This window comes from Pseudomonas sp. L7 (assembly GCF_046605565.1).
Classification (GTDB): Bacteria; Pseudomonadota; Gammaproteobacteria; order Pseudomonadales; family Pseudomonadaceae; genus Aquipseudomonas; species Aquipseudomonas wayambapalatensis.
The window spans coordinates 2,306,012-2,323,588 of sequence record NZ_CP176784.1 but is presented as its reverse complement, the minus strand read 5'-3'; the positions used below and the strand labels follow the sequence as shown (position 1 = coordinate 2,323,588).

Below are 17,577 nucleotides of genomic sequence, written 5' to 3'. Positions count from 1 at the left end.
AGACGCCTACGGTCCTGTTCACACCGTACTGCCTTGCACTGGAGCACCGCATGAGTTCACTGTCCGTCGTACCTCCCAGCCAGGAGGCCGTGCGCCTACGAGTCAGCGCCGAGGAATGGGAGGTGCGGGTCAAGCTCGCCGCCGCCTATCGCCTGGCAGCCCTGTTCCGCTGGACCGACCACATCTACACGCACTTCTCGGCACGGGTTCCCGGCCCGGACGAGCACTTCCTGATCAACGCCTTCGGCCTGCTGTTCGACGAAATCACCGCGTCCAACCTGGTCAAGGTGGATGTCGACGGCACGATCATCGACGACCCGCTGGGCCTGGGCATCAACCAGGCCGGCTACGTCATACACAGCGCCATCCACCGCGCCCGCCCCGACCTCAAGGCCGTACTGCACACCCACACCCACGATGGTGCGGCGGTGTCTGCCCAGCGTGACGGCCTGCTGCCGGTCTCCCAGCATGCGTTGGCCTATTACAGCCGCGTGGTGTATCACGACTACGAGGGCGTCGCGCTGGACCTGGATGAACAGCAGCGCCTGGTGGCCAACCTGGGGCAAAGCAATATCCTGATCCTGCGCAATCACGGCTTGCTCACCGGCGGCATCAGTGTCGAACATGCCTTTCGCGAGCTGCACGGCCTGGAGCGCGCCTGCAACATCCAGATCGCCGCCCAGGCCGGTGGCAATGACCAATTGCAGTACGCCTCCCCAGCGGCGATTGCCAAGGTGCATGAACAGTCGAAGCGCTTTTCCGACGGGCTTGGCGAGGGGATCCAGCGGCACTGGGATGCGTTGATCCGGCAACTGGATCGCGAGGGGCGCGATTACCAGGGCTGAAGCCCGCACCTGCTGAGGGAGCGGGTATGTCCGTTGCGCTCCCTCAGCGCTCCCGCGCCAACCCCACACAGCGGCGCGCCAGCACATCGGTCGGATCGACCAGTGCCACCTGCACGCCGTCGATGGGGAAACCATCGGCCTGGGCCAGGATCAGCGGCAATTCGGTACAGCCCAGAATCAACACCCGAGCGCCCTGCGCGACCAGTTGCCCGGCGCCCGCCAGCAGGTCATCCCGACACTGCCCCTCGGTAAACCCCGCCTTGACGCCCTCCTCACCATAGATCGCACGCATCACCCGTGCCTGCGCCGCGTCGTCCGGCACCAGCAACGACAGGCCGACGCGTTCGGCCGCCGCGTGATAGACACCACTTTGCAGCGTGCCCGAGGTCGCCAGCAGCCCCACCCGCACCTCGCGACCATAGCGGTGCAGAATGAAATCGATGGTCTCGCTCAGCATGTTGACGATCGGCACCGCCAGATGCTCCTGGATCCGCCCGACATAGGCATGCGCGGTATTGCAGGGAATCGCGATGGCATCGGCGCCCTCCTCTTCCAGGCGGCGGCAGGTCGAGTACATCGCCACGGTCGGGTCGGCCTCCTGGCGCAGCAGGTTGGCGGTGCGATCGGGAATCTGCGGGTTCTGCTCGACCACCATCCTGATATGGTCCTGGTCACGCCCGGCCGGGGTGTTCTTCACCACCTTGCCCATGAAGTCCACGGTCGCCGCCGGCCCCACGCCACCGACGATCCCCAGCTTGAACGGCGCACGGCTCGGCACCGAGTCGGTGGCGCTGGCGAAGTCGGCATACACCTGGTTGGCATCGACGCAGTGAATGCCACGGCGCATCAGCTCCGGCGCCAGCAACGACAGCTCGGTCATGCCCGGCAGCAACAGCGTCGCGCCCTGGCCTTCGAGTTCCAGGCAAACCTGATGCAACAACTCCAGCGCCACCCCATCCAGATGTCCGGCCTTGATGCCTGCAGGCCCGTATACCGCCTCCATCAACGCCGCCTGCTGCACCGGCGAGGGATGGATCAGCTCGTAGTCGTCGGCAAAGTGCCGCTCGAACAACCTCGAAGCGCGCACATAGTCCGAGGCCAGCACGCCCAGGCGCGCACCCGGCGGGGCGATCTGCGCCACATGGGCCTTGAGCGCTGCCATCAGGTCGACGATGGCGATCTGCAGCTCGGCGCGCAGTTCGTCGATGAAAGTATGGCTGGCGAAGCACGGCACCAGCACGGCGTCGGCACCGCTGTCGGCATAGCCCTGGCAGACCTGGAACACATAGAGCTTGCGCGAGGTCATGCTCGCGCCCGCACTGAGCGGCAGCGCCAGGTCCTTGAACGGGTGCTGCTCGAACAGCAGGTGGTAGCGCCCCTGCTCGGCCAGCAGGGGCTGGCTCTTGAGCAGCTTCAGGAACAGGTCGCCACCGGCCAGCGAGCCGAGGCCGCCGATGATGCCGAGGGTACGCGCGTTGGCGGTCTTGCGTGGGCTTTTCATGGGACGGTCCGGATCAGGCGTGGGTGGCAGGTTTCAGCGCAGGTTCAACGGGCGCCGGGGCCTCGTCATGACGCCGCTCGAGGTCGGCGATCACCGCCGTGGCGATGCTGTTGCCCACCACGTTGGTGGCGGTACGGCCCATGTCGAGGAACTGGTCGATCGCCAGGATCAGCAACAGCCCGGCCTCGGGCAGGTGGAACATCGGCAGCGTGGCCGCGACCACCACCACCGAGGCCCGCGCCACGCCGGCCATGCCCTTGCTGGTGACCATCAGGGTCAACAGGATCAGCACTTGCTGGGTGAAGCTCAGCTCGATGTTGTAGGCCTGGGCGATGAACATGATCGCGAAGGCCTGGTACATCATCGAGCCGTCGAGGTTGAACGAGTAGCCCAGCGGCAGGACGAAGCTCGACACGCGCTTGGGTGCACCGAATTTCTCCAGCGCATCGATGGTCTTGGGGTAGGCCGATTCGCTGCTCGCGGTGGAGAACGCCAGCAGCACCGGCTCGCGGATCAGCTTGCCCAGGGTGAACACCGGGCGCCCGAGGAAGCCGTAGCCCACCGCGAACAGCACCAGCCACAGCAGCAGGATGCCCAGGTAGAACTGGCCGATCAGCTTGCCGTAGTCGAACAGCAGGCCAATGCCCTGGGTGGTGACGGCGGCGGCCAGCGCGGCGAAGACACCGACCGGGGCGAACATCATCACGTAGTCGGTGATGCGGAACATCACCTTGGCAAGCTCGTCCACCAGCTCGCCGATGCGGGTGTTGCCGCGTTGCTTGACGAACGCCAGCGCCAGCCCGAAGAACAGCGAGAACACCACGATCTGCAGGATCTCGTTGTTGGCCATGGCTTCGGCGATGCTGCGCGGAAACACATGGCTGATGAAGGTCTTGAGGCTGAAGTCCCCGGCGTTGACCGCCACCGCGCTTGCCGCCTGGCCTGATTCCACGCTCAGGTTCAGGTGGGCGCCAGGCTGGAACAGATTCACCAGCAGCATGCCCAGGGCCAGGGAGAACACCGAGGCACTGACGAACCAGATCATCGAGCGCAGGCCGATGCGCCCCACCGAACCGGAATTGCCCAGGCTGCTGATCCCTGCGACCAGGGTGGCGAACACCAGCGGGGCGATGATCATCTTGATCATGCGCAGAAAGATATCGGTGACCAGGCTGAAGTAACCTGCAATCTGCTTGGCGGCGTCCGCGGAGCCTGCGTAGGTGTTGCACAGCCAGCCGACGACGATGCCGAGCAGGATCGCCACGGCGATGTAACGGGGTAGTTTCTTGTTATTCATCTCGACCTCTGTCTGTCGAATGCGGGAGGGACAGCAACAGGCTACGACGCACTGCCGGGGCAGTTGATGAGGATGCGCGATGGGTTCATGCGTAATTCGCATAGTTGTCGAATGGCGGTGAAATCCAGGGAAACTGGGGATAAGCTGCGGTGTCTGTGGGAGCGGGCTTGCCCGCGAAAAAGACACCGCGCAGCCTGGCACGGGCTACGCCCGTGTTCGCGGGCAAGCCCGCTCCCACAGGGAGATTGGGCTGGCGTTTAGATTTTGAACAAGACAGTTGCTCCTGCAGGGATCAGGTCGAGGCCCACCACCATGCAAACCAAATGGATCGATGACCTGCTGGCCATCGCCGAAACCAAGAGCTTCTCCCGCGCGGCCGAGATCCGCTGCATCACTCAGTCCGCGCTGTCGCGACGCATCCGCTCGCTGGAGGAATGGGTCGGCGTCGAGTTGGTCGACCGCAGCACCTATCCCGTGCAACTGACCGCCGCCGGCAAGACCTTCTGCGACGAAGGCCGTGACGCGCTGTCGATCTTCCATGACCTGCGCTCGGCGCTGCGCCGCGGCGAGCGCATGCCCGGTCGCTCGATTCAGGTGGTGGCCGGGCACACCCTGTCGATGACCTTCCTGCCCACCTGGTTCGCCGGTTTCCAGCGCCGCTACGGCTACTTCAATGCGCGAGTGCTGGCCGCCAACGTGCAGGAGGCGGTCATCGCCCTGGCCGAAGGCAGCTGCGACCTGATGATCGGCTACAGCCACCCGCGTGCACCGATCATCCTCGACCCTGACAAGTTCGTCGGCCTGCGCCTGGGCAGCGATGCCTTCTTTCCGGTGTCGGCGCCCGACGCCGAAGGCCGCCCGCTGTTCGCCCTGCCGGGGGCGGCGGGCAAACCCACCCCCTACCTCGCCTACACCACCACCTCGTTTCTCGGGCGGGTGGTGGATGTGTTGCTGCAGGGCAACGCGCAGCCTCACCTCAAGCGCTTCTACGAAGCCGACATGGCCATGCACCTGATGCGCATGGCCCGCGAAGGTTATGGCATCGCCTGGCTGCCGGAGTCGGCGGTCGAGGAGGAACTGGCCAGCGGTCGGCTGGTGCGCGCAGGCGGGGATGAGTTGAGCGCGGAACTGGAAATCTGGTCGTTCCGCTCGATCGGCAACAGCAACCCGACCATGCTCGAGCTGTGGAAGTCGCTGGAACGCGACCTGCGCTGAAACGCCGCCGGGGCCCTTGCGGCCCCGGCTTCAGGTGGATTGACGGTCGATCAGAACTTGAACTGCCACTGCCCCATCACGGCATGGTTGCGTGCATTGCTGCCCAGCTCGCCGTTGTAGCCCAGGCCCACACTCTGCCGCGCACTGAGCCCCAGCTCCAGCCCGGCCTCGACCACCAGACTGTCACGGTCCAGCGCGCTGCCCTGGACGCTGAACGCATCGCCGCCGGCCAGGAAGGCCTGGCGCGTGCGAGTGTCGAGATTGCCGTAGGTGTGGCGCCAGCCCAGGCTGGCGCGGGGCGTCAGGCTCATGCCGTTGTCCAGTTGCCCCAGGTGCGCGATGCGCACGCCGAAGGTGCTGGTGACGTTGTCCTGCGTGTCGGCATCCACCGCCAAGGCAGCATCGCCGCCCTTCTCGCGGTAGCTGTCGCGGTGGTAGCGCTGGTAGCCCAGGTTGGCGAAGGGCTCGGCACTCAGGCGCCCGCTGCCCAGGGCATAGCCCAGCTCGGCGAAGGCTTGCTGGCTGTCGGCATCGTAGTTGCCCTTCAGGCGCTCATCGAAGCCATCGAAGGCCACGCTGCGCTTGCTGTCGCCGTCGTGGCTGCTGTACGCCGCGCCCAGACGCAGGGCCAGCGGGCCCCTCTGGCGTTGGGCGTAGAGGCCGGCATGCCAACTGCGCACCTTGCCGTCCAGGCCGCTGGCGTCCAGGCGGGTGCGCGAGTATCCGCCCAGCACGCCCAGGCGCCAGTCGCTGCCCACCGCCCAGTCCAGGCCCATCACCGCGCCTCCCGTGCGCTGCTCCAGGCTGCTGGCGCCGTGGCTGCCATCGACCTTGCCATAGCTGCCCAGCGCCTGGCCCCACACACGCCCCTGGGCGTTCGGGTCGTTGAGGTTGCGCACGCCCTGGGGCAGGCCGGTGGCGGCGAGCACCGGGGTGTCCTGCTGATCCAGGCCCACCAGCAGCCCGGCATTGCTGCCCATCGACTGCAAGGCACCCAGCATGGTGCTGCCCACCTGGGCGCTGCCGGCCAGGGTAGCCGCGGCGAGGTTGGCGGTGTTGCTGCCCGACAGCTGCTCGATGGCATTGCCGGCGCTGGCGTTCGAAGTATTGAGCAACGCACTGTACAGTGCGCTGCCGCTGCCCAGGCTGGCCAGGCTGCGCGCCGCCGCACCACCGTTGGCGCTGCGGGCGAACTGGTCGAAGGCGACATCGTTGCGGCTGTAGGTCAGGCCCACCGACTGGCTGGTATAGCTCAGTTTCGGGGTGAGGAAGGCGTAGTCGCTGGTGACCTGGCCAAAGGTGCCGTTGATCGCACCGGCGTTGAGCACGGTGTACTGGCTCTGCCAGGGGTACTGGCCCGGGGTCGGCTGGATGCGCAGGGTGGCACCGCCCAGATTGGCGGTACCGGTGACGTTGATCGGCGCGCTGCTGCCGTCGGCGTTGACGCCATAGACCAGGCTGGCGCCCGAATCGAACTTCAGGTCGCCCTTGACCGTGGCCACCCCCAACCCGGTGTTGGTCAGCATCGTGCCCCTGACGTCGAGGCCACCGACCACACCGCCGCCCGCGTAGGTCGCACCCTGGTCCACCCGCAAGCTGCCGAGCACGCTGCCCTGGTTGATCAGCGCCGCGCCCTGGGTGATCTCGCCACCCTGGCTGAAATCGTTGACGCTGCTCAGCGTCCAGGTGCCACCAGAGACCAGCAGCTTCTCGAAGTTGGCGCTGTTGCCAAACTGGCCGCTGCCCTCGAGCTGCAGCGTATCGACGCCATCGCCCGCATCCACCAGACCATTGAACACCCCACCAGTGCGCACGATCAGCCGATCGTCGCCGCCGCCCATGCTCAATGCCAGGCCGTTGCCACCGCTGATGGTGCCGCTGTTGATCACGGTGTCATCGAAGTTGCCGACCAGCTTGATACCGAAACCGCGCTCACCACGAATGGTGCCGGCGTTGTCGATGGTAGTCGCGCCGACACCCGAACCTTCGGCACCATCGTCCACCAGGATGCCGTTGTCGACGCTGCGGATCAGGCCGGTGCTGGTGTTGGTGACCGTACCGCCGCCCATGGCGATGCCTTCGCTGCCATTGGGCCGCCCGCCGCTGTCCACGCCCTTGGCGCCCAGGCCCTGGATGGTGCCGGCGTTGTAGACGTGGCCGATGAAGTCGATATCGACGCCATCACCGTCGCCATTGATCTTGCCGTCGGCGATGGCACCGGTGATGGTGCCCCAGTTGTACACGCTGCCGGTGCCGTCGGAGCCGAAGCCCGAGCCGTTGCGCCCGGTAACGCTGGCACCGGCATAGTTGTAGAGGGTGGCGTCGGTCTTGAGGTCCACGCCGTGACGGTCGGCACTGATGCTGCCGTAGTTGTACACGGTGACACCGGTCGAAGTACCGATCTTGATGCCGTCGTATTTCTGGTCGAGGCCGTTGGCATCCTGCGGTGCGGTGTCGGTGTAGATACGCCCGTAGTTGGTGATGGTGGCGTTGGAGCCGGTCTTGATCGCGTCGTTGCCCACGGCGTGGATCACTCCGCCCACCTCGTTCACCAGGGTGGTTCTGAAGCTTGGGTTGTTGAGGGCCTCCAGATCGATGGCCTGGCCATCGGTAATGGATTCGATGGTCCCGGCGTTGCTGATCTTGAGGCTGCCACCCGCGGTGGGGTTGGTCTGGAAACGGATACCGTCGTTGGTCCCCTGGATCAGCGCCCCGGCGCGGTTGGTGATGACGAAGAAGCTCTGGTCGGTGCCGCCATCCTTGGTGTCGATACCGCGGGCCACGGTGGAGCGAATGATACCGGCGTTATCGACGCTGACCGTGGTGCCGCTGGTCTGCTTGGGCAGGATCACCCCGTCGTCGGCACCCGAGACGATGCTGCCGGTCGGCGTCACCTTGAGCGTGTCGCCCTTCTTGAGTTCCAGCGTGCTGGTACTGGCATTGCCAACCTGGTAATCGGTGGCGTTGGCGGCCAGGCCAGCACTGGCCAGGGCGACACACAGGGCCAGACGGTGCGGCGTGAAATGCATGTTGGGGCGACCATTGTGATTGTTGATGGCCGGCCAATATGGCTATCAGATATTACCGTTTGATTGACAACCCGCGCCGACCGCCTTCAACCAGCGCCCCACCTCGGCGTAGATTCCCTCCACGGCCTCGACCATCCCCTGCATCCGCAGAAAATCGTGGGTCAACCCCTGCTCCACCCGCCACTGCAGCGGCACGCCGGCCTTTTCCAGGGCATGTGCCCAGGCCACGCCTTCATCCAGCAGCGGGTCATGCCCGGCCAGCGCCATCCAAGTAGGCGCCAGGCCCTCGAGCGAGGTCAGGTGCAACGGCGACACCCGCCAATCGAGGCGCTGCGATGGGTCACGCACGTAATGCCGGTAGAACCACTCCAGGGTTTCGCTTTCGAGCAGGTAACCCTCGGCATATTGCACATGGGACGGCCGCTGGCGGCTGATATCGGTGACCGGGTAGAACAGCAACTGCGCCAGCGGGCGCAACACCGCCCCCTCCTGCTGCTGCGCGGCCGTGGCGGCGACGACGATGGCCAGGCTGGCTCCCGCGCTGTCGCCACTGACCACCACCCGGCGGGCATCCAGGCGCTGCGCCTCGCCGTGTTCCACCAGCCAGCGGGCACTGGCCAGGGCATCGTCCGCAGCCGCCGGGAAGGGTGCTTCCGGTGCCAGACGGTAGGCTGGCGCCAGTACCGCAAAGTCGCTGCACATGGCCAGGCGCCGACACACCGCATCGTGGGAGTCCAGGCTGCCGACCACATAGCCGCCACCGTGAAAATACAACAGCACCGGCTGCAGGCCGTCCACCGGCGACTGCCGGCGATACAAGCGTGCCGACAGCGGTTGGCCCTCGCCATCCACCATCTGCAGTTGCTCGACCTGCAGGTCGTCAGGCGGGCTTGGGTCGAGCACCTGGGAGCTGCGTTCGAATTCGGCGCGGGCCTGCTCGACGCTCATCTGGTGCATGGGTTGGCTGCTGCCGGTCAGTCGGCCCAGCTCGACCAGTTCGAGAAAACCGGCCAGGTCAGGATGCAAAGACATTGGGAAATTCCTCGGAAGACGCGATACGGGCGCCCCCTGTGCGGCGAGCGCCCGAGGTTTCAATGGCTGAACGTCGGTGCCAGGCTGTCGCGGATATCCGCCAGTACGCTGGGGTGCTGCAGCAATTCGAAGTGCCCTGCCGCCAACACCGCACTGGCCTGGCACTGCCCCAGCGCCGCCTCGAAACTGGCGCGCTCGCGGCTGCCGACGCCTTCGCCCCACCAGCAGCGCGCCTCGGCCGCCACGGCAGGCAGGCTGTGCAAGGCCTCGCCCAAGGCTTTCAGGCGCATGGCCACGACGAAGGTGTGCGCCAGGTCCTGCGCCTCGATCCGGGCGTAGACGTCCGAGGTGCTGCCCTGTTGGCGCAGTTGCCCGATCTGCACCGCCAGGGCATCGGCGTCCAGTTGCGTCAGCGTTGCAGGGTCGAGCGCCGCTGCGGGCGCATCGCCCAGGGTGACCGCCACGAAACCGTGGAAGTCGTCACGCCAGTCGCCGCCCGGTGCAGCCAGCCCCGGCAGGTAACTGTCCACCAACCCCAGCAGGCTGACCTCGCGGCCGAGGCGGATCAGCTCGGCGGCCACCAGCACCGCCAGCGGCCCACCCAGCGACCAGCCCAGCAGCCGCAGCGGCCCTTCAGGCTGCCTGCGCAGCACGACCTGGGCATAGTCGCCGGCCATTGCCGCCAGCGAGCTGTCCTGCCACTCGCGGTCCAGCAGCATGCGGCATTGCAGGCCGTAGACCGTGCACTGCCCGTCCAGGTGGCGGGCCAGCGGCTCGTAGTCGAACACCGTGCCGAAGCCGGCATGCAGGCAGAACAGCGGCGAGGTGCCGTCGACGATACGGTTGAGCGCCAACAACGGATCCGGCGCCTGCGGCTTGCGTTCGCTGCCGCACAGTTGGGCGATGGTCGGTTTGCTCATGATGTCGCGCAGCTTCAGGCTCAGGCCCAGCTCAGGTGCCGCGCGGACCTTGCCCAGCACCTTGAGTACGCGCAGCGAGTCGCCGCCCAACTCGAAGAAGTTGTCGGTGATCCCGACCTGGTCGAGCTCCAGCACCTCCTGCCAGATACGCACCAGCGCCAGTTCCTGCGGGGTACTGGCCGGCACGTGCTCGCGCGCCTTGAACTGCGGATCAGGCAGGGCCTTGCGGTCGAGCTTGCCATTGGCGCTCAGCGGCAGCGCCGCCAGCAGGATGATCTGCGCCGGGACCATGTAGTCCGGCAGCTCATCGGCCAGGTGCGCACGCAGGCGTTCGGCCAGATTGGCATCCGCCTCGGCCACCACATAGGCGACCAACTGCTTGCTGCCATTGACCTCCCGTGCGACCACCACGGCATCGCGCACCTCGGCGCGGCCACGCAGGCGCGCCTCGATCTCGCCCAGCTCGATACGGAAACCACGCACCTTGACCTGATTGTCGAGCCGACCGAGGTAGTCGAACACGCCATCGGGGCGACGGCGCACCAGGTCGCCAGTGCGGTACAGACGCCCGCCCGCCTGCGCGAACGGGTCACAGACGAAACGCTCGGCCGTCACGTCCGGACGTTGATGGTAACCCCGCGCCAGGCCCTCACCGCCGATGTAGAGTTCACCGGCAACCCCGTCCGGTACGGGATTGAGTGCAGCGTCCAGCACATACAGGGTGCGCTCGCCGACCCGAGTGCCAATCGGTGCATACACCGCCTCGCACGGCTGGCTGGCCGCGACGCGCCAGAGCAACGGCGTGACCACGGTTTCGGTCGGGCCGTAGCCATTGGTCAGCGCCTGCGGGCGCAGGTTGCGGCGCACCAGGTCGTAGTTGGCCTGGGCCACCGCATCGCCACCGAAGCAGTAGATGCGCACCGCCGGCGGCTCGCGGCCTTCGGCGTATTCAGCCAGCTGCTGCAGGTAGGCCGGGGGGAAGCAGGCGATGTCGATGCGCTCGGCATGCAGCGCTTGCCAGGTCTGCTCGGGCGTCCACAGTTCGCCTGGGCGGATCACCAGGCAGCCGCCATTGCTCAGGGTGGACAGCCAGCGCTCCTGGGCGCCGTCGAAGGCGAACGACATGAACAGCAGCTCGCGGGTGCGCACGTCCATCTCGTAGCGCTCGGCGATCGCCGCGCAGTGCATGGCCAGCGGGCCGTGGGTCACCGCCACGCCCTTGGGCTTGCCGGTCGAACCCGAGGTGTAGATCAGGTAGGCCAGGTTGTCGGGCGACACTGCCGCGGCGCCACGGATAAGGCCCGGCGCGTCGAGGTCAAGGCTGTCGAGAGGCAGCCAGTTCACCCCGTCGCGCTGCGGCAGGCGCGCCTGCACGCTGTGCTCGGTGAGGATCAACGAGGCGTTGCTGTCTTGCAGGATCCAGTCCAGGCGCTCGCGGGGGTAGTCGATGTCCAGCGGCACATAGGCGCCACCGGCCTTCATCACGGCGTAGAACGCTACCACCATGTCCACCGAGCGCTGCAGGGCCACGCCCACCCGCACTTCCGGGCCGACACCCTGCGCCACCAGCAGCTCGGCCAGGCGGCTGGCCCGCTGTTCGAGTTGAGCGTAGGTCAACTGGCGACCGGCACACACCAGCGCAACCTGGGTCGGGCGCTCGCGGCTGTGGCGGGCGATCTGCTCGCCCAGCAGCGCCGTCGGCGCCTGCCCGCCCAGACGGTTGGCCTCGAGCAACTGGCGCTGCCCGGCCTGATCGAGCAGGCCGAGGTTGCCAAGCCGAGCCTGCGGCTGGTCGAGCATCCCCTGCAGCAAGGTCTCGAAGCTGGCGAGGATCTGCGCAACGCTGGCCGGCGTGAAACGCCCGACCAGATAGAGGAACTCGATCTTCAGGGTCGTGCCCAGGTGCACCGCCAGGTCCATGGCGTAGTTGGTCACGTCACGGGTGCTCACCTGGCCGAACTGCAACTGCTGGTCCTGGGCCTGGGCCAGACGCTCGTCCACCGGGTAGTTCTCGAACACGATGATGCTGTCGAACAGGCCACCGGCGCCCTGCCCGGCCCAGCGCTGGATATCGGCCAGCGCCGTGTGCTCATGGTCGCGCACCTCCAGGTTCCAGGCCTGCAGGGCCTGCAGCCATTCGTCCAGCGGCTGCTGATCGGACAGGGTCTGGATGATCGGCAAGGTGTTGATGAACAGGCCGAGCATCTCGCCCGAACCCGCCAACTCCGCCGGGCGCCCGGCCACGGTGGCGCCGAAGCACACGGTCTGCTGCCCGGTATGGCGCTGCAACAGCAGCAGCCAGGCCGCCTGCACCAGCGTGTTGGGGGTCACCCGCAATTGCTGGGCGACCTCACGCAGGCGTTGGGTGCGTGCGCCATCCCAGTCCAGGTACAGCGCCGCATGGCCTTCAGCCTGTGCATCGGCCGGCAACGGCAGGCTGGCGCTGAGGCTGGTCGGCCCCTCCAGCCCCGCCAGGCGCTCGCGCCAGAAGGCTTCCTGGCGCGCCGCCGGCTGCTCGCGCAACCAACCGATATAGTCGCGGAAATGCCCGCGTTTGGTGGGCAGCGGATGCCCGGCATAGCACTCGAAGACCTCGCCCATCAGGCGCGAATTGGACCAGCCGTCCATGAGGATATGGTGGCTGGTCCAGATCAGTTGGGTGGTGTCGTCATCCAGGCGCACCACGCTCAGGCGTGCCAGCGGCGCCTCGAGCAGCTCGAAGCCGCGCGCACAATCTTCATCGGCCAGCGCCTGCAGGGCGCCAGGTTCGACGGTGCGCTCGCGCCAGTCCAGGCAGCGCGCCGGCAGGCTGCCCTGGCGGTAGACCACCTGCAGCGGCTCGGCCAGGTGGCTGGCGGTCCAGAAACCGGTGCGCAGGATCTCGTGGCGCGCCACCACCTGCGCCCAGGCGGCTATGAACGCCTCGGCGTCCAGGCCCTTGACCTCAATGCTAGTCTGGTTGATGTACAGGTTGGCTGCCGATTCCTGGGTGTGGAACAGCATGCCCAGCTGGGTCGGTGACAGCGGGTAGATGTCCTCGACCTGCTCCAGCAGGCCGGGGAAGCGGTCAAGCTGGGCCTGGTCGAGCCCGCACAGCGGGAAGTCCGAAGGCGTCGCGCCGCGCACCGGCAGTTCCACGCAGTGGCACACCAGCGCGCCGAGCTGCTCGATGTAGCGCTCGGCCAGGGCCTGAATCTCGTCGGGGGCGAACTGCGCACGGCTGAAGATCCAGTTCAGGCTCAGCTCGCCGCCATACAGCTGGCCATTGACCGTCAGCCAGTTGCCCAGCGGTGCATCCTCGCCCTGTTCCGCACCCGCAGACTCGTTGGCCGGGGTGAACAGCGCACCATCGTCCACGGCGAAACTGCCGTCGAACTGGCCCAGGTAGTTGAAGGTCACCCGCGGCTGCGGCAACGCCGCGAGCAGCGCTCGCACCTGCGGCTCGCCGTAGTAACGCAGGGCACCGAAGCCGACGCCGCGATGCGGAATGGCGCGCAGTTGCTCCTTGACCTGCTTGATCGAAGCCCCCAGCTCGGCAGCCGGCGTCAGGCACACGCTGAACATCGAACTGAACCAGCCGACGGTACGGGTCAGGTCGATGTCGTCGAACAGGGCTTCGCGTCCGTGCCCTTCCAGTTGCACCAGGGCGTGCTCGTCACCGGTCCAGGCCACCAGGGTGCGCGCCAGGGCCGTCATCAACAGGTCGTTGATCTGGGTGCGATAGGCCGCCGGGGCCTGCTGCAGCAATTGCCGGGTCAGGGCCGCATCCAGGCGCACCTGCACCGTGGCGGCGTCGCGATTGAGCAGAGGTTGCGTCGGCGCGGCTACAGGCCAGTGCACCTGCACCTCGCGCAGACGCTCCCAGTACGCAAGCTCCGCCTGGCCCTGCTCGCTGTGCGCATAGCTTTCCAGGCGCTCGGCCCAGGCCTTGACCGAGCTGGTGCGTGGCCCGAGGTGTGGAGCCTGGCCAGCAAGGCTTTGCTGATAGGCGCTCTGCAGGTCGTCGAACAACACCCGCCACGACACGCCATCGACCACCAGGTGGTGAATCACCAGCAACAGGCGCTGGCTGTCGTCGGCAAGAGTGACCAGCACGGCGCGGACCAGCGGGCCATCGACCAGGTCGAGGCTTCGCTGCACCCGTTCACCCAGGGCTTGCAGGGCGTCGGGCTGCCCCCCCTCGACCCGTTCCAGCAACGTACCGATCGTGCTCACCTCACGGAACTGTGCCTGCCACTGCCCGTCCACCTGGGTGAAACCCAGGCGCAGCGCATCATGCTGCACCAGCAGCGCCTGCAAGGCGCGCTCCAGGGCATCGGCGTCCAGCGCCCGGGTCGGTTGCAGCAACACCGATTGGTTCCAGTGCGCGCGCTGCGCCAGCGGCAGCTCGAAGAACGCCTGCTGGATCGGCAGCAGTCCCGCCCTGCCCGTCACCGGCCCCTGCTCGGCCTCCTGACCTGCGGCCTCGATGCGCACCGCACCGGCCAGGCCCTGGATGGTCTGGTGGCGGAACAGGTCCTTGGGCGTGAAGCGGATACCGGCCTGCCGCGCGCGGCTGACCACCTGGATGGAGATGATCGAGTCGCCACCCAGTTCGAAGAAGTTGTCGTTGACCCCGACCTGCTCCAGCTTGAGCACGTCCTGCCAGATTCCGGCGAGGGTCTTTTCCACGGCGCTCTGCGCCGCGACATAGGCCTGTTTCGACTGGCCGACCGCAGGGTGCGGCAGCGCACGACGTTCCAGCTTGCCGTTGGGGCTCAGTGGCAACTGCTCGAGCAGCAGCAGGTGCACCGGCACCATGTAGTCCGGCAGCACCGCACCCAGGCGCTCGCGCAGGGTAGCGCGCAAGGCCTCGGCTGCCGCGTCGTCCGCCACTGGCGTGCTTGGCACCAGATAACCCGCCAGTTGCAGGCCGCCGGCACCCGGCACCGCCAGCACCACGGCCTCGCGCACTTCGTCCTGCTCCATCAGCCGTGCTTCGATCTCGCCCAGCTCGATGCGCAGGCCGCGAATCTTCACCTGATGGTCGATACGCCCCATGTACTCGATCACGCCGTCGGCGCGGTAGCGCGCCAGGTCACCAGTGCGGTACAGCCGCTCGCCGTCACCGAAGGGGCTGGCGACGAAGCGTTCGGCGGTCAGCCCAGGTCGGCGGTGATAACCGCGCGCCAGGCCGGTGCCGCCCAGGTACAGCTCGCCCACCACACCCACCGCCACCGGGCCGAGGCCGGCGTCCAGCACGTAGGTCTGCAGGTTGGCGATCGGCTCGCCGATCGGCACGCTGTCGCGGCCTTCTTCGCGGCAGGTCCAGTGGGTCACGTCGATGGCCGCTTCGGTCGGGCCATACAGGTTGTACAGCCCGGCATTCGGCAATTTGTCGAACACCTGGCGCTGGGCATCCACCGGCAGCGCCTCGCCGCTGCAGACGATACGGGTCAGGCTGTCGCAGCCCGCCACCGCAGGATCAGCCACGAAGGCCTGCAGCATCGACGGCACGAAGTGCAGCGTCGTAATGCGCTCGCGGCGAATCAGCTCGATCAGTTGCGCCGGGTCGCGGTGCAGCCCTGGCGCAGCAACTACCAGGCAAGCACCGGTCATCAGCGGCCAGAAGAACTCCCACACCGACACGTCGAAGCTGAACGGGGTCTTCTGCAGCACCCGGTCCCCGGCAGTCAGGCCATAGGCCTGCTGCATCCAGCACAAGCGGTTGGTCAGCGCCCGGTGGCGGTTGCCCGCGCCCTTGGGCTTGCCGGTGGAGCCGGAGGTGTAGATCACGTAGGCCAGGTTCTCGCCAGTGATCTCGATCTCCGGCGCCTGCTCGGCATGGCCGCTCAGTGGCTGGTCGAGCAGCAGGCACTCCAGGCCCTGCGGCAACGGCAACTGCTCGCGCAGGTGCGACTGGGTCAGCAGCAGTTCGATGCCGCTGTCCTCGATCATGTAGGCCAGGCGCTCGCGCGGGTATTCCGGGTCCAGCGGCACATAGGCGCCACCGGCCTTGATCACCGCCAGCAGCGCCACGACCATTTCCACGCTGCGCTCGGCCGCCACCCCCACCAGCACATCCGGGCCCACCCCCGCCGCCTGCAGGCGGTGCGCCCACTGGTTGGCCAGGGCATCGAGGTGACGGTAGCTGAGCTGACGCTCGCCAAACACCAGCGCCGTAGCGTCCGGCGTGGCCTCGACCTGACGCTGGATCAGCGCCTGGACGCTGTGCTCCAGCGGGTACTCGACCGCCGTGGCGTTCCAGCGCACCAGGGTGTCGCGCACTTCGTCGGCAGCGATCAACGGCAGGTCGTCCAGCGTGCAGTCGAGGTTGGCGACCATCGCCTGCAACAGGTTCTGCCAGTGCCGAGCCAGGCGCTGCGCGGTCGCCGGCTCGAACAGGTCCAGGGCGTAGGTGAACTGCGCATCCAACGCATCGCCCTGCTCCAGAATGTTCAGGGTCAGGTCGAACTGGGCGGTATGGCCCTCGCTCTTGAGGTTTTCGATGCGCAGGCCAGACGCCTGGGCGCCGTCACCGCCAGCGCCCAGCGCCGCGCCACCCTGGTGATTGAACATCACCTGGAACAGCGGGCTGTGGCTGAGGGTGCGTTGCGGGCGCAGCGCTTCGACCAACTGTTCAAACGGCAAGTCCTGGTGCGCCTGCGCGCCCAGGGCATCGGCCTTGACCTGCTGGAGAAACGCCCGCACGGTCGTCTGCCCCGAGATCTCGACGCGCTGCACCAAGGTGTTGACGAAGAAACCGACCAGCCGCTCGGTCTCCATGCGGTTGCGGTTGGCCACCGGCACGCCGATGCGCAGGTCACGCTGGCCACTGTAGCGGTACAGCAAGACCTGGTACGACGCCAGCAACAGCATGAACAAGGTGACGCCCTGCGCCTGCGCCACACTGCGCAGGTCGCGGCACAACTGCGCCTCGAGCTTCACCTCCAGGCTGGCACCGCGCAGGCTCTGCTCCGCCGGGCGCGGATGGTCGAACGGCAGCTCGAGCACCGGATGCTCGCTGCCCAGCCGTTCGGTCCAGTAGGCCAGTTGACGCTCCTGCTCACCGGCCTCCATCCACTGGCGCTGCCACAAGGCGTAATCGGCGTACTGCACCGGCAGCGCCGGCAGTTGCACGGTCCGCCCTTCGCACGCGGCGGCGTACAGCTGGACCAGCTCGTCGATCATCACCTGCATCGACCAGCCATCGGTCACGATGTGATGCTGGGTGAGCACCAGCACATGCTCCTGCTCGCCGAGCCGCAGCAGCTTGACCCGCAACAGCGGGCCGGCCTGCAGGTCGAAACGGCGCTGGATCTCCTCCTCGACACACGCCTGCAACTGCGCCTGGCGTCGTTGCGGCGCATCGTCGAGGGCCAAGGTCTGCTGCTCGATCCCGGCCCAGTTCGGCGCATCGATCACCTGCAGCACCTGCTCGCCATCCTCGACGAAGCGGGTGCGCAAGGTTTCGTGGCGGGCCACCAGCGCGGCAAAGCTGGCATCGAGCGCCGCGATATCCAGGGCGCCCTGCAACTTCAGGGCGGCACTGATGTGATAGGCACTGCTCTCGGGGCTCATCTGCCAGAGGAACCACTGCCGCTCCTGGGCATAGGACAGCAGTTGCAGTTCCTCGGGCTGACGCTTGAACACCGGCGCGACGCTGAACAGATTGATGTTCTTGTGCTTGAGCATCACCGCCAAGGCCTTGCGTTCCTTCGGCGACAGCTCGCCCACCCTTTCAATCAACGCTTTCACA

At 67.0% G+C, this 17,577-nt stretch carries 7 protein-coding genes; 2 read left to right on the top strand and 5 right to left on the bottom strand.

The features are described from left to right. Positions 1–50: 50 nt before the first annotated feature. A complete protein-coding gene (locus tag ACK3BK_RS10515) occupies positions 51–845 on the top strand; it encodes a class II aldolase/adducin family protein (RefSeq protein WP_411384253.1) in 795 nt (264 codons plus the stop codon). Positions 846–888: 43 nt separating this feature from the next. Here the strand turns inward: ACK3BK_RS10515 and ACK3BK_RS10510 are convergent, their stop codons facing one another. Next, complete coding sequence (locus ACK3BK_RS10510) at positions 889–2,346, bottom strand: aspartate/glutamate racemase family protein (RefSeq protein WP_411384252.1); 1,458 nt, start codon at positions 2,344–2,346, stop codon at positions 889–891. 13 nt (positions 2,347–2,359) lie between these two features. Continuing rightward, entirely contained in the window at positions 2,360–3,643 is a 1,284-nt protein-coding gene (locus ACK3BK_RS10505; protein WP_411384251.1) for a dicarboxylate/amino acid:cation symporter, read from the bottom strand. 312 nt (positions 3,644–3,955) lie between these two features. Between ACK3BK_RS10505 and ACK3BK_RS10500 the strand changes: the two genes are divergently transcribed. Next, entirely contained in the window at positions 3,956–4,858 is a 903-nt protein-coding gene (locus ACK3BK_RS10500) for a LysR substrate-binding domain-containing protein (protein WP_411384250.1), read from the top strand. Positions 4,859–4,908: 50 nt separating this feature from the next. Here the strand turns inward: ACK3BK_RS10500 and ACK3BK_RS10495 are convergent, their stop codons facing one another. From ACK3BK_RS10495 to ACK3BK_RS10485, 3 genes are read right to left on the bottom strand one after another with little or no spacing between them, the layout of a single operon-like run. Then, positions 4,909–7,887, bottom strand: coding sequence for an autotransporter domain-containing protein (locus ACK3BK_RS10495; protein WP_411384249.1), 2,979 nt, complete (start codon positions 7,885–7,887; stop codon positions 4,909–4,911). Positions 7,888–7,932: 45 nt separating this feature from the next. After that, positions 7,933–8,919 carry an alpha/beta hydrolase gene (locus ACK3BK_RS10490; protein ID WP_186665395.1) on the bottom strand — a complete coding sequence of 329 codons (987 nt, stop codon included), beginning with the start codon at positions 8,917–8,919 and terminating at the stop codon, positions 7,933–7,935. Between the two features lie 59 nt (positions 8,920–8,978). Continuing rightward, the gene (locus ACK3BK_RS10485; RefSeq protein WP_411384248.1) at positions 8,979–17,576 is read right to left on the bottom strand and encodes an amino acid adenylation domain-containing protein; all 8,598 of its coding nucleotides are present in this window, start codon (positions 17,574–17,576) and stop codon (positions 8,979–8,981) included. Position 17,577: the final 1 nt, after the last annotated feature.

Coding starts and splice junctions, on each gene's coding strand:
- ACK3BK_RS10510 (WP_411384252.1), bottom strand. CDS start 2,346: ATGAAAAGCCCACGCAAGACCGCCAACGCGCGTACCCTCGGCATCATC.
- ACK3BK_RS10515 (WP_411384253.1), top strand. CDS start 51: ATGAGTTCACTGTCCGTCGTACCTCCCAGCCAGGAGGCCGTGCGCCTA.
- ACK3BK_RS10495 (WP_411384249.1), bottom strand. CDS start 7,887: ATGCATTTCACGCCGCACCGTCTGGCCCTGTGTGTCGCCCTGGCCAGT.
- ACK3BK_RS10490 (WP_186665395.1), bottom strand. CDS start 8,919: ATGTCTTTGCATCCTGACCTGGCCGGTTTTCTCGAACTGGTCGAGCTG.
- ACK3BK_RS10500 (WP_411384250.1), top strand. CDS start 3,956: ATGCAAACCAAATGGATCGATGACCTGCTGGCCATCGCCGAAACCAAG.
- ACK3BK_RS10505 (WP_411384251.1), bottom strand. CDS start 3,643: ATGAATAACAAGAAACTACCCCGTTACATCGCCGTGGCGATCCTGCTC.